Source organism: Chryseobacterium angstadtii, from assembly GCF_001045465.1.
Taxonomy (GTDB): Bacteria; Bacteroidota; Bacteroidia; order Flavobacteriales; family Weeksellaceae; genus Chryseobacterium; species Chryseobacterium angstadtii.
In genome coordinates this window covers 1048761-1061156 of sequence record NZ_LFND01000001.1, presented here as the reverse complement: position 1 = coordinate 1061156, position 12396 = coordinate 1048761, and the positions used below count along the sequence as shown (strand labels likewise).

The following is a 12396-nucleotide window of genomic DNA, read 5'->3' as shown; positions in this document are numbered from 1 at the left end:
AACACTCATTTACAATAAATTAAAACAGAAATATTTCTTTACAAACTTTTTACGGCAGATTTTCAAATATTACAAAGGATCCTGACTGAACTTTGACCTAAGCAAAACCATAAAAATCAACGCTATGAAAACGACCTACATTCAATTATCTCTATCCGCAGTACTTTTATTAGGTATTTATTCCTGTAAAAAAGGAGAGGCAACCGCTTCTTATAATGAACGTGCAGATTCGGTTGCAGATTCTGCCGCAGTGATTACTTCAGACAGCATCTCTTCTGCCGCCACCATGAAAGTAAAAGACAAACAGTTCATTAAAACGGCAGATGTGAATATGGAAGTGAAGGATGTTTATGAAGCTACGATTTCTATTGAAAAAACAGTTCAGGATCTGGGAGGGTTTGTTACTCACAGCAATCTGCAGAGCAATGTCGTTTCGCAGGATACTTACAATACTTCGGGGAATGAAGCGATGCTGATCAAAAAATACCAGACAGAAAATACGATGCAGGTACGCGTCCCTACTGAAAAATTGGGTGACCTTCTGTTCATAATTAATGATAAAAAGCTGTTTCTGAATTCCAGAATAATCAATGCTGAAGATGTGACTTCAAACATCAAGTATGCGGAAATGGAAGGAAAAAGAATTAAAAAAACAGGAGAAAACATCAGTCAGCTGAAAAGCAACAAAGACAAGGTAAAGCTGGATAACGACAACATGGCGGAAGGAAATCTGCAGCAGCTTGCCAATATGGACACTACGGACAACATTAAATACAGCACGGTAGACATTTACATTAAGGAACCGAAACTCCGCATTGCAGAAATTGCCGTAACCAATACCCAGAATATTGACAATAAATATAAATTCAATTTTATCTATGACGCCAAAAATGCATTCGTAGAAGGGTTTTATCTGATCCAAAAGATAGCGGTAGGGCTTATTACCGTATGGCCTCTATTATTAATCCTGGCTGCTGTTATTTATTTTTTGAGAAAAAGAAAACTTACAAAACCGGAGCACACCAAAATCCAGGAATAAGACAAAAGCAATCCTAACCAGCTGGTTATCATCATAATTTTAGATTTTACAGACCTCCTTTCCGGGAGGTTTTTATTTTTTTTGAAAAAAAACTGTAACGATCATTATACTGCCCTTACCTACTGTTTAAATAATAAAGAAATCAAAAACTTAATCATATGAAAAATGTAATCAAACTTGGGTTCGCAGTATTATTAACCCTGAATGTTGCAACTGCAAAAGCACAAAACAAAAACACAGAAAACAGTACACTTTGGGAAGTTTCCGGAAACGGGCTTTCAAAACCTTCTTATCTTGCGGGAACATTTCACATCATGTGCAGTCAGGATTTTGAGATTAAACCAAAAGTCATGAAGGCTCTCGAAAAATCTGATCATTTTGTTATGGAAATCAATTATACAGATCCGGCAGAAATGGCTGCCATGCAGAAAATGTATCAGGCAGATCAAAAAATATCAGATCAGCTTAGTCCTGAGGATGCAAAAGAACTGGATAAAGTTCTTGCAGATTATGGCACCGATTTAAAGAAAATGGATCATTCCAGTTCACAGGCTCTGTATGCACTTATTTCAACGAAAGCTATTCCATGCCCGCCAACTGAAATCAAATTATACGAAATAGAGCTTCTTCAAAATGCTCTTAAAAATAAAAAGAAAGTCTCCGGGCTTGAGAAAGTACAAGAGCAGCTCACATCCATTAATGCAGCATACGATCTTAAAGCAGTCATCGGCCAGCTGAAGATGGGAAAAGAATATGAAATTCTTCTTAAAAAAATGATTACTGCCTTTAAAAAAGAAGATCTGCAATCGGTCTACACGCTCTTTAAAGATGATAAAATAATGAATGCCAGACAGGAAAAAGCCATGCTCACAGACAGAAATAAAAACTGGATTGAAAAAATGCCGGACATGATGAAAAAAGAAAGTTCTTTCTTTGCAGTCGGGGGAGCACATCTTATGGGAGAAAACGGGGTTATCCAACTTTTAAGATCAAAAGGATACACTGTAAAACCTATATCCAGCTTATAATCTATAAACAAACCATGAAACTATCGTGAGCAGTCCAACTGAAACCGCTTTTTTAAAGCTCATCAACCAGCACAAAGGGATTCTGTACAAGGCCTCCCGTATTTATGCCGATTCTGTGGAAGACCGGGAGGATCTCCAGCAGGAAATACTGATCCAGCTTTGGAAATCTTATCAAAACTTCCAGGGGAACAGTGAATTTTCCACCTGGATGTACCGTGTGGCGATCAACACCGCTATTACTTATTTAAAAAAAGAAAAACGGCGCACCCACAATCAGGCGGATGTCCCTACTCATTTTGAAGTTCAGCAGGAAGACTATAATCCTGTAAAAGACAAACAGCTGGAAATTTTTTACAACGCTGTTCAGGAGCTTAAAGCTATTGAAAAGGCCGTCATATTTTATTTCATGGAAGGTATGTCCCACAAAGAAATCGGGGAAAACCTGGGGCTTAGCGAAGGCAATGCCCGTGTAAAACTCAACAGAACAAAAGAAAAAATACAACAAATCATAAAAAAATCAGGCTATGAATTTTGATCAATTAAAAGAACAGTGGAATAATGAAGATGGCAGCAGCGTTCATATTCCCAACACCATAGAACAGTTAAAGAAAAGCAAGCATCCTATTGAAAAAATCCGGAAAAGTATGAAGGCCGAATTTCCAATGCAGGTTATAGCCGTCATACTGATTGCATTCTTCCCTTTGCAGTTAAAATTCCCTTCCTCTCAGTATGTTATTTATTATACCTCTTATGCCATGCTTGTTGTGATATCTTCCTATTATCTGTACGGCTTCTACAAATTTTATAAGCAGACAGGACTGTACACAGGAAATACCAAAAACAGCCTCTGGAAAATATACCATGAACTAAAACTTAACATGGAACGATACCAGTCGTTTGGATTTTTACTCCTTCCGCATTTTATGATCACTTTAGGCTTAGAATTTTATAATGTATTACAGGAAAAAGGAAAATCTTTAGGAAATATTGCAGATTCTTATCAGCAGACTCTGATTCTGGTTGTGCTTTTTGGAACCCTAGCCATCGTAGTCAGCATTGTCTTATGGACAAAATATATTTACGGACGCCAGGCGAAGCAACTGGAAAGTATACTGAATGAAACAGACGAATAATATTCTTTTATCATCTTAAAAAAAGACAATAACCATGAAACCTCAGATTATTTCTGGGGTTTGTTGTTTAAAAAAATGTTATTTAACAGCCTCAAATTTATCTGAGGTTTTATTTTTCCTTAAATTTGCAAATCAGAAATAAAATAACATGGATTTTGGACATATTAGATCCACTCCTTCACCCTTCTGAACCTATAAATTCTTACCATATGCTATCAAAAATAAATCCTATACAAACCAACGCCTGGAAAGCCCTTGATGAACATTTTGCAGGAAATGACTTTGATATGAGAAGTCTTTTTCAGTACAATCCTGACCGTTTTAGAGAATTTTCTCTGCAACAGGACAATTTCCTTTTTGATTATTCTAAAAACCTGATTGATTCAAGAACGAAAAGCCTTTTGCTTCAGTTAGCAGAAGAATGCCAGCTGAAAGACGCTATTTCCAAAATGTTTTCGGGAGATAAGATCAACGAAACGGAAGGAAGAGCAGTGCTTCATACGGCTTTGAGGGATTTTTCCGATAAAGAAATCATTGTAGACGGTGAAAACATCAAACCTCAGATCAGAAGAGTTCTTGACCACATGAAAGCGTTCTCCGAAAAAATTATTTCGGGAGAGCACAAAGGTTTCAGCGGAAAAGAAATCACCGATGTGGTGAATATCGGAATCGGAGGTTCAGATCTTGGTCCGGTAATGGTTTGTTCGGCTTTGAAGCATTTTAAAACAAGATTAAACGTTCACTTCGTTTCTAATGTGGACGGAAATCATATTGCGGAAACGGTAAAAAAGCTGAATCCGGAAACTACTTTATTCATCATCGCATCCAAGACTTTTACCACTCAGGAAACGATGACGAATGCCAACTCTGCAAAAGACTGGTTCCTGAAAGCAGGAAAAGAAGAAGATGTAGCTAAACATTTCGTGGCTTTATCCACTAACGTTGAGGCTGTTAAGAAGTTCGGAATTGCAGAAGAAAATATTTTTGAGTTCTGGGACTGGGTAGGCGGAAGATATTCTCTTTGGAGCGCTATTGGCCTCAGCATTGTTCTGGCAGTAGGATATGATCATTTTGAAGAGCTTTTAAAAGGAGCACAGCATACAGATCTTCATTTCCAGACGGCAGATTTCTCAGAAAACATTCCTGTTCTTATGGGACTTTTAGGAATCTGGTACCGCAATTTCTATGCAGCTACCACTTATGCGATTCTTCCTTATTCACAGTATCTGGACAGATTTGCCGCTTATCTTCAGCAGGGTGATATGGAAAGTAACGGAAAATGTGTGGACAGAAACGGAGAGTTTGTAGAGTATGAAACGGGACCTATCATCTGGGGCGAACCAGGAACAAACGGACAACATGCTTTCTATCAGCTGATTCACCAGGGAACGGAACTTATTCCTGCTGATTTTATTGCCTATGCCAAGAGCAGCAACAGCGTTTCTGATCACCAGCCCAAACTTCTGGCTAACTTCTTTGCACAGACAGAAGCTCTTGCTTTCGGAAAATCGGAAGAAGAAGTAGAAGCAGAATTAAGAAACGAAGGAAAATCTGATGAGGAAATCGACAGATTGTTAAACTTTAAGGTCTTCCACGGAAACACACCTACTAACTCCATATTATTCAAAGAATTAACTCCTTTTTCACTAGGTCAGTTAATCGCGATGTATGAACACAAAATATTCGTTCAGGGAGTGATCTGGAATATTTTCAGCTTCGACCAGTTCGGTGTGGAATTAGGAAAAGTATTAGCCAATAAGATCCTTCCGGAACTTGAAAACAGTGAAGCAATCAGCTCTCACGACAGTTCTACCAACGGATTGATCAATTATTATAAAGGAAACAAATAACGAATGTCTGCATTAAGGTCATATTATTATAAACTTCCTCCCGGGCTCAGGCTTTTAGGGAGAAAGATTTATTATTTCCCAATAGATCTCTATGACGGACTTACCGGAAAAAGAGCTAAAAACGAACCTAAAAAAGGGGACATCTATGTAGGAGGCAGCGATTTTATTCCTCACGGGATCCGTCAGGTAAACGCCCTTAAAAAATACATTGCCTTAAAAAATACAGACCGCGTACTGGATGTAGGATGCGGAATCGGAAGAACGGCCGTAGCTCTAACGGAGGTTTTGAATCAGGGAACTTACGATGGCTTTGATGCCGTAGAAAAGGGAATCAACTGGTGTAATAAAAATATCGGTAAAAAGCATCCGAATTTTAAATTCAAGTTTACTCCAATTTATAATGATCTGTACAATACTTTCAGCCAAAAAGCAGAAAATTTTACATTTCCTTATGCGGATGCCCAGTTTGATAAAGTATTTCTGTTTTCCGTTTTCACCCATATGCAGATTCCGGAAATCAAAAGATACCTGAATGAGATCAGCAGGGTTCTGAACGGAGGCGGACAGTGTTTAGCCACCTTCTTCCTGTATGATGACTCCAAAACGGAATATGGTACCATGCCTTTCCCGCATCAATATGAAGGATACAGGCTTATGGATGATAAAGTGACTGCAGCCAATATTGCAGTAAGCATTCCGCTGCTGAACCAAATGGCCGCCGAAGCAGGATTAAAAGTAACCACCATAAAAGGAGGATTCTGGAGAACAGATGTAGAGAAAGAAGGAGCCGATGAATTCCAGGATATTGTTGTATTCGATAAAATCTAAATAAAAGTAAATAAAGTAAAAATGGCAGAAATTCTTGACGGACTTAAAGTATCCAAAGAAATAAAAGCAGAAATCAAGCTTGAAGTAGAAAAAATTCTGGAAAACAAGAAAAGAGCACCACATCTGGTAGCAATTCTTGTAGGAAACAACGGAGCGAGCAAAGCTTATGTAAACAGTAAAGTAAAAGACTGTGAAGAAGTTGGATTCCGTTCTACCCTGTTGAAATTCCCAAGCACCGTTTCTGAATCTGAATTATTGGAAAAAATTGACGAGCTGAATAAATCAAAAGCCGTAGACGGTTTTATCGTACAGCTTCCGTTGCCGGACCAGATTGATCAGGAAAAAATTATCCTGGCTATTGATCCAAGAAAAGATGTAGATGGTTTCCACCCTGAAAATTTTGGGAAAATGGCTCTTGAAATGGACACTTTCCTGCCGGCTACTCCTTTCGGAATTCTGACTTTACTGGAAAGATACAATATTGAAACCAAAGGAAAAGACTGTGTAATTATCGGAAGAAGTAAAATTGTAGGAAGACCGATGAGTATTCTTATGGGAAGAAAAGATTTCCCGGGTAACTCTACCGTGACTCTTACTCACTCGTACACAAAAGACATCGAAGAATATACTAAAAAAGCAGACATCGTGATCACAGCCTTAGGAGATCCTCATTTCTTAAAAGGCGATATGATTAAAGATGGAGCAGTAATTGTGGATGTAGGTATCACAAGAGTAGATGACGACTCTCCAAAAGGATACTACCTGGCTGGTGACGTAGATTTTGACAGCTGTGCTGCCAAAGCAAGCTGGATCACTCCTGTACCGGGAGGTGTAGGCCCTATGACCAGAGCCATGCTGATGAAAAACACCATCATCGCATACAAAACTTCGGTCTATAACGACTAATTTTATAATGAACAAAGAAGAAGATATTTTATTAAAAGAAGGTAAAATGCTCCCCGTAATGGAGCATTTTTACACTTTGCAGGGAGAAGGAGCCCACACCGGAAAAGCATCCTATTTCATCAGATTGGGAGGATGCGACGTCGGATGTCACTGGTGTGACGTAAAAGAAAGCTGGGACCCAAACCTCCATCCATTGATGAATGCAGAGGAAATTGCAGAAACAGCTGCAAAACATTGCAAAACAATCGTTCTTACCGGCGGAGAACCGCTGATGTGGAATCTTGATATCCTTACATCTAAATTAAAGGAGTTGGGATGTACCATACATATAGAAACATCCGGAGCTTATCCGATGAGCGGACATATCGACTGGATCACACTTTCACCAAAGAAAACAGGACTTCCGAAAGAAGAAATTTACGAGAAGGCCAGTGAGCTTAAAGTGATTATATTCAATCAGCATGATTTTACGTTTGCACAGGAACAGGCTGCGAAAGTTTCCGCCAACTGCAAACTGTATATGCAGAGCGAATGGAGCAAGCGCGATGAAATGTATCCTAAGATCACTGATTTTATTCTGGCCCATCCGGAATGGCAGGCATCGGTTCAGACTCATAAATATCTGAACATACCATAAAAAAACGTACCTTAGCTTTCAGTACCCGTTTATAAACACCGATAGATGCAGAGAATTCGATACTCTAGATATGTGAAATCGATTATCATTTTGCTTGACCTTATGGTTATAGCATCTATCTTTATATTCTTTTTTATAAGCAGAAACGAAAGTTTAAGATATCATCAGGAGACCTGGTATCAGAATATTTTTTCCCTGGTTCTGCTGTTTTTGTTCTGGATCCTTTTAAGTGGCAGAACAAAAATTTACAATATTCAGAGAAATCTTACCTATACGCTGTTTCTGGAACGTCTTCTGATCCATTTTCTCTTTTTCATCCTGGGAGTACTCCTTATTGGAAAGGTGAGCAGAAACGTATTTTTCAATTCAGATATTTACTGGCTTTCGTTCTATCTTTTTTTCTTTATTTTCTTCGCTAAATCGGTCATTTATTTTAGCATCAAATATTTCCGTTCATTGGGGATCAACTACAGAAATGTAATGTTTCTCGGGGAAACAGGCTCTACTGAGATATTAAAGAATATATTTAAAGACAGAAGGGATTACGGATATAGAATATTTGAGTACGAAAATTCTGATATTCACCCACATGAATTGGTAGGTTTTTGGAAAAACAACGGAATTCACACCCTGTTTCTGTCTACAGAAAATCCTTATAGTGACGATGTTGAAAAGGAAATTTTCAAACTGGCTGAAGACAATAAAGTGCATGTATCCCTGATTCCCAGCATCACGCAAAGTGATTTTTTCCTGTATGATCTGGGCTACATTCAGACTCAGCCTATTCTGAGCCAGGCCAAATATCCTTTGGACTATTACTCCAATTTTCTGGTGAAGAGAACTTTTGATATTGCTTTTTCCATCACCATACTTGTTTTACTTTGCTCATGGCTCTTTCCCATCATTGCTCTTCTGATAAAAGCAACCTCTAAAGGACCTGTTTTTTTTGTTCAGAAAAGATATGGTTTCCATGAAGAGGTATTTTCCTGTCTGAAATTCAGAACCATGGTTGTGAATGAGGAATCTTCAACCAAAACCACGGCTGAAAATGACTCCAGAATCACCAAAATCGGGAAATTCCTGAGAAAGACCAGCCTTGATGAGCTTCCACAGTTTATCAATGTACTGAATGGGGAAATGTCCATCGTAGGGCCCCGTCCTCATATGCTGGCTGTTGACAATTATTACAAGCCTAAAATAGGAAGGTACAGTTTAAGAAGTATGGTTTCTCCCGGTATTACAGGGCTTGCTCAGGTAAGTGGCCTGCGCGGTGATTACGGCGATGTAGAGGTAGAAATGAAAAAAAGGATCCTTGCAGACACGTTCTATGTAAGAAACTGGAGTTTTGTTCTGGATCTTGTTATTATTTTAAAAACCGTCTTATTGGTGATCGGCGGCGATAAAAACGCAAAATAAATCAAAGAAAACGTTAAGATTAAGATTGAGGAATCATATTTGCTTCTAAGGTTAAATAAACCTCAGGTATTCCCTTGAGCCTTAACTTTAATTAAATAAAAAAAGTCTAATTTAGCAGCATGTTAAAAAAGTTTTTTACAGCAGTAGGAGAATACATAATGCTCCTCGGCAAATCCTTACAGAAGCCTCAGAAAATGAGGGTTTTTTGGAAGCTGTTTATGAGAGAGATTAATGATTTAGGAGTCAATTCTTTCGGGCTTGTCATCTTTACTTCCATCTTCGTGGGAGCGGTTGTTGCGATTCAGATGTTCAACAACTTTGATGCTTCTTCTTTTCCAATCCCACCTGCATTTGTAGGATATGCTACCAAAGCGGTACTTGTTTTGGAATTTGCGCCTACCATTATAAGTCTGATTCTGGCCGGAAAAGTAGGTTCTTATATTGCTTCCAGTATTGGGACCATGAGGGTTTCCGAACAAATTGACGCACTGGATATCATGGGGGTAAACTCTCCCAATTTTCTGATATTCCCTAAAATTATAGCTTGTGTAATCTTCAACCCTCTTCTGATTGCCATCAGTATTGTATTTGGTATCGGTGGTGGATATATTGCGGGAATCCTTACAGGAAACTGGACGGAGAACGACTATATTGTCGGAATACAGATGTATATGCCGAATCTGTTCATCTATTATGCATTTGCAAAAACTACGGTCTTTGCTTTCATTATTGCTACCGTTCCTTCTTATTTCGGATATAATGTAAAAGGCGGATCGCTGGAAGTAGGTAGAGCCAGTACTCAGGCAGTAGTATGGACAATGGTATTTATTATCATTTCTGAATTAATTTTAACCCAATTAATATTAAGCTGATGATTGAAGTTAAAAATCTTAAAAAGAGTTTTGACGATGTTGAAGTACTCAAAGGAATTTCCACTTCTTTTGACAAGGGAAAGGTAAACCTCATCATCGGGCAGAGTGGTTCAGGGAAAACTGTTTTCCTGAAAAGCTTACTGAATGTATACCAGCCGTCTTCCGGAGAAATCCTTTTTGACGGTACGGATATTAATACCATGAGCAGAGACCAGAAACAACATCTGCGTTCTGAGATCGGAACGGTATTCCAGGGGAGTGCTCTTTTCGACTCACTTACTGTGGAAGAAAATATTATGTTTCCGCTGGACATGTTTACGAATCTTACGTTCAGAGAAAAAAAGAAAAGGGTTTTTGAAGTAATAGGCAGGGTGCATCTGGATAAGGCAGGCCGAAAATTCCCCTCTGAGATTTCAGGAGGAATGCAGAAGCGTGTTGCCATTGCGAGAGCCATTGTCAACAATCCTAAATACCTGTTTTGTGACGAACCCAATTCTGGTCTTGACCCTTACACTTCCAACATCATAGATGATCTTCTCCTTGAAATCACGAAGGAATACAACACCACCACCATTATCAATACACACGATATGAACTCTGTGATGACTATTGGCGAGAAAATTGTATACCTGAGACTGGGGATCAAAGAATGGGAAGGAAATAAAGATGTTCTGATCACCGCAGGCAATAAAAATCTTATTGACTTCGTTTATTCTTCAGAACTGTTTAAAGAACTGAGAGAATATTTACTTGAAAATAATAAAACGATTGAAAATACAATCACTAAAATAGACGATAATGAAAAAGGTATTTAGTATAGCATTAATCGGGTTTTCTATGTTCGCTTCTGCACAGATTTCACTGGCAGGAAAGGCCAACCTAATATTCCCTACAGGCTCTCCTTCATGGAAAAACATCAAAGGAACAGTAAATGACGCTATTGAAGGAACCGGAAAAAACAATGCAGGTTTCAATGTAGGACTTTCCTTAAAAGTATCACTTCCCGCTTCATTTTATGTAATGCCCGAAGTATACTACACCCACTTCAAAAATGAATTCACTACGGAGAATACTACTTTTGATGTGAAAAGCAACCGTATTGATGTTCCGGTTCTTTTAGGACACAATGTTTTGGGAAATATGCTGAGTGTGTATGTGGGCCCTGTGGCAAGCTATAATCTGAGCACAGACAATACGTACAACGATTTTAAAGAAAATGCAAAAAACAATTTCACAGTAGGTTACCAGTTCGGGGCTCAGGTGGAAATCAAAAAGTTCCTTATCAACGCAAGATATGAAGGAGCATTCAGTAAGGACGAGAGAAACTTCATCAACAAAGTTTCCGGTGCTGAAGTAAGATATGATAACAGACCTAACCTGTTTATGGTAGGTTTAGGCTACAAGTTCTAAACAAAATTTGAAAATACAGCTATAAAAAAACCCTCAAAATTTTAAATTTGAGGGTTTTGATTTTTTTGCTGAAGTTCTGCTTCACGCTTGGCAATTTCTGCCGCCTGCTTTTCCAGTTCTTCTTTATCTTTCTGCAGCTGTTTGAATTCTTTTCTTTTCTCTTCAGCCTTTATTGCACTTCCCTTGCTTACGTATCCTACCATTCCTCCGAAAATAAGACCTATTCCTACTCCGGCCATTACGCCCATTACGTGGGACATTGTAATTTTTTCAACCGTAAAATCGGTGGTCAGATAAAAAAGCAATGCTGAAACGGCAAGCAATATAAGTCCGGTGATTGATAAACTTTTCATAAATTATTGTGTTTGTGGTTTACATAAAAAAGCCTTACCCAATTTAGTGAAAAATTAAATAAGGCTTTATACAAGATTAAAATTCTGAATATTTAGATCTTCCCTCCGGCAGCTTTATAGTATTCCAAAGCTTTAGGAAGGTCTTTATTGATATCTGAAATTCTGGTTTCCGGATTCGGGTGGGTAGATAAGAATTCCGGTTGTCTTGCTCCTGAAGAGGCTCCCTCCATCCTGTTCCAGAAAGGAATAGCTTCTCTTGGGTCATAACCTGCCATAGACATCAGGTAAAGTCCCATTTCATCTGCTTCAGATTCCTGATTTCTGCCATATTTCAATAGAGCTACCTGTGAGCCTATCGGATATACTTTTTCAAAAATTCCGGCCCATTGTGAGTTGGAAATAGTTCCACCCAAAATAGAACCTCCGTATTGAGCTACCATAGCCTGAGAAATTCTTTCATTTCCGTGTCCCGCAAGCGCATGTGAAACCTCATGTCCCAGAACCACTGCAAGTCCGTTATCATTTTTTGTCACAGGAAGAATTCCAGTATACACAGCTACTTTTCCTCCGGGCATACACCATGCATTCAGCTCATTGCTCTGAATAAGGTTAAATTCCCAGCTGTAATTGGCAAGATCCGCAGATCTTCCAATGCTTTGATAATATCTTTCTGCTGCACTTTTTATTCTGCTTCCTACACTCACTACTCTTTTGGCATCTGCAGTTCCTGAGATAATCTTAGATTTAGACAGCGTGGTCTTATACTCCTGAGCAGACATCGTTAATATTTCAGAATTATTTGCAATCTGTAATGAAGATCTGCCCGTAATAGGGTTGGTGGTACAAGCTGCAATCGTTAGAGCAACTGCTCCCATTCCTAATAGATGTGTTATTTTCATAGTTCGAGTGGTTAATAATTCAACA

General features: G+C 38.6%; 14 protein-coding genes. 12 read left to right on the top strand and 2 right to left on the bottom strand.

What is annotated here, in order from left to right:
- The first annotated feature begins 124 nt into the window (after positions 1-124).
- From ACM46_RS04715 to ACM46_RS04660, 12 genes are all read left to right on the top strand, one after another.
- Positions 125-1039 (top strand): DUF4349 domain-containing protein, encoded by a 915-nt coding sequence (locus ACM46_RS04715; RefSeq protein WP_048505415.1) that lies wholly within the window; start codon positions 125-127, stop codon positions 1037-1039.
- Between the two features lie 158 nt (positions 1040-1197).
- Positions 1198-2067 (top strand): TraB/GumN family protein, encoded by an 870-nt coding sequence (locus ACM46_RS04710; protein ID WP_048505414.1) that lies wholly within the window; start codon positions 1198-1200, stop codon positions 2065-2067.
- Between the two features lie 25 nt (positions 2068-2092).
- Positions 2093-2602: an RNA polymerase sigma factor gene (locus ACM46_RS04705; RefSeq protein WP_048505413.1), complete on the top strand. Its 510-nt coding sequence runs from the start codon at positions 2093-2095 to the stop codon at positions 2600-2602.
- A complete protein-coding gene (locus tag ACM46_RS04700; RefSeq protein WP_048505412.1) occupies positions 2592-3200 on the top strand; it encodes a hypothetical protein in 609 nt (202 codons plus the stop codon). Before ACM46_RS04705 ends, ACM46_RS04700 begins: the two co-directional genes overlap by 11 nt.
- Before the next feature lie 209 nt (positions 3201-3409).
- Positions 3410-5050: a glucose-6-phosphate isomerase gene (gene pgi / locus ACM46_RS04695; protein ID WP_048505613.1), complete on the top strand. Its 1641-nt coding sequence runs from the start codon at positions 3410-3412 to the stop codon at positions 5048-5050.
- 3 nt (positions 5051-5053) lie between these two features.
- Positions 5054-5878: a class I SAM-dependent methyltransferase gene (locus tag ACM46_RS22770; protein WP_053082665.1), complete on the top strand. Its 825-nt coding sequence runs from the start codon at positions 5054-5056 to the stop codon at positions 5876-5878.
- A 21-nt stretch (positions 5879-5899) separates the two neighbouring features.
- On the top strand, positions 5900-6784 hold the full coding sequence (locus ACM46_RS04685) for a bifunctional 5,10-methylenetetrahydrofolate dehydrogenase/5,10-methenyltetrahydrofolate cyclohydrolase (protein ID WP_048505411.1): 885 nt from the start codon (positions 5900-5902) through the stop codon (positions 6782-6784).
- Between the two features lie 7 nt (positions 6785-6791).
- Positions 6792-7421, top strand: a complete 630-nt coding sequence (locus tag ACM46_RS04680) for a 7-carboxy-7-deazaguanine synthase QueE (RefSeq protein ID WP_048505410.1) — start codon at positions 6792-6794, stop codon at positions 7419-7421.
- A 45-nt stretch (positions 7422-7466) separates the two neighbouring features.
- Positions 7467-8837, top strand: a complete 1371-nt coding sequence (locus ACM46_RS04675) for an exopolysaccharide biosynthesis polyprenyl glycosylphosphotransferase (protein ID WP_048505409.1) — start codon at positions 7467-7469, stop codon at positions 8835-8837.
- A gap of 119 nt (positions 8838-8956) precedes the next feature.
- Entirely contained in the window at positions 8957-9709 is a 753-nt protein-coding gene (locus tag ACM46_RS04670) for an MlaE family ABC transporter permease (protein ID WP_048505408.1), read from the top strand.
- A complete protein-coding gene (locus ACM46_RS04665) occupies positions 9709-10524 on the top strand; it encodes an ABC transporter ATP-binding protein (RefSeq protein ID WP_048505407.1) in 816 nt (271 codons plus the stop codon). Before ACM46_RS04670 ends, ACM46_RS04665 begins: the two co-directional genes overlap by 1 nt.
- Positions 10508-11119: an outer membrane beta-barrel protein gene (locus ACM46_RS04660; RefSeq protein ID WP_048505406.1), complete on the top strand. Its 612-nt coding sequence runs from the start codon at positions 10508-10510 to the stop codon at positions 11117-11119. The genes ACM46_RS04665 and ACM46_RS04660 overlap by 17 nt, the downstream gene beginning before the upstream one ends.
- Before the next feature lie 41 nt (positions 11120-11160).
- Here ACM46_RS04660 and ACM46_RS04655 read toward each other — a convergent pair whose 3' ends face one another.
- Entirely contained in the window at positions 11161-11472 is a 312-nt protein-coding gene (locus ACM46_RS04655; RefSeq protein ID WP_048505405.1) for a hypothetical protein, read from the bottom strand.
- Positions 11473-11564: 92 nt separating this feature from the next.
- Entirely contained in the window at positions 11565-12371 is an 807-nt protein-coding gene (locus ACM46_RS04650) for a M48 family metallopeptidase (RefSeq protein WP_048505611.1), read from the bottom strand.
- Positions 12372-12396 lie beyond the last annotated feature (25 nt).

Excerpts from the sequence above, each read along its gene's own strand:
- ACM46_RS04680 (WP_048505410.1), top strand. The coding sequence starts at position 6,792 with ATGAACAAAGAAGAAGATATTTTATTAAAAGAAGGTAAAATGCTCCCC.
- ACM46_RS04650 (WP_048505611.1), bottom strand. The coding sequence starts at position 12,371 with ATGAAAATAACACATCTATTAGGAATGGGAGCAGTTGCTCTAACGATT.
- ACM46_RS04710 (WP_048505414.1), top strand. The coding sequence starts at position 1,198 with ATGAAAAATGTAATCAAACTTGGGTTCGCAGTATTATTAACCCTGAAT.
- ACM46_RS04660 (WP_048505406.1), top strand. The coding sequence starts at position 10,508 with ATGAAAAAGGTATTTAGTATAGCATTAATCGGGTTTTCTATGTTCGCT.
- ACM46_RS04665 (WP_048505407.1), top strand. The coding sequence starts at position 9,709 with ATGATTGAAGTTAAAAATCTTAAAAAGAGTTTTGACGATGTTGAAGTA.
- ACM46_RS04655 (WP_048505405.1), bottom strand. The coding sequence starts at position 11,472 with ATGAAAAGTTTATCAATCACCGGACTTATATTGCTTGCCGTTTCAGCA.
- ACM46_RS04700 (WP_048505412.1), top strand. The coding sequence starts at position 2,592 with ATGAATTTTGATCAATTAAAAGAACAGTGGAATAATGAAGATGGCAGC.
- ACM46_RS22770 (WP_053082665.1), top strand. The coding sequence starts at position 5,054 with ATGTCTGCATTAAGGTCATATTATTATAAACTTCCTCCCGGGCTCAGG.
- ACM46_RS04715 (WP_048505415.1), top strand. The coding sequence starts at position 125 with ATGAAAACGACCTACATTCAATTATCTCTATCCGCAGTACTTTTATTA.
- ACM46_RS04670 (WP_048505408.1), top strand. The coding sequence starts at position 8,957 with ATGTTAAAAAAGTTTTTTACAGCAGTAGGAGAATACATAATGCTCCTC.
- ACM46_RS04675 (WP_048505409.1), top strand. The coding sequence starts at position 7,467 with ATGCAGAGAATTCGATACTCTAGATATGTGAAATCGATTATCATTTTG.
- ACM46_RS04685 (WP_048505411.1), top strand. The coding sequence starts at position 5,900 with ATGGCAGAAATTCTTGACGGACTTAAAGTATCCAAAGAAATAAAAGCA.
- pgi (WP_048505613.1), top strand. The coding sequence starts at position 3,410 with ATGCTATCAAAAATAAATCCTATACAAACCAACGCCTGGAAAGCCCTT.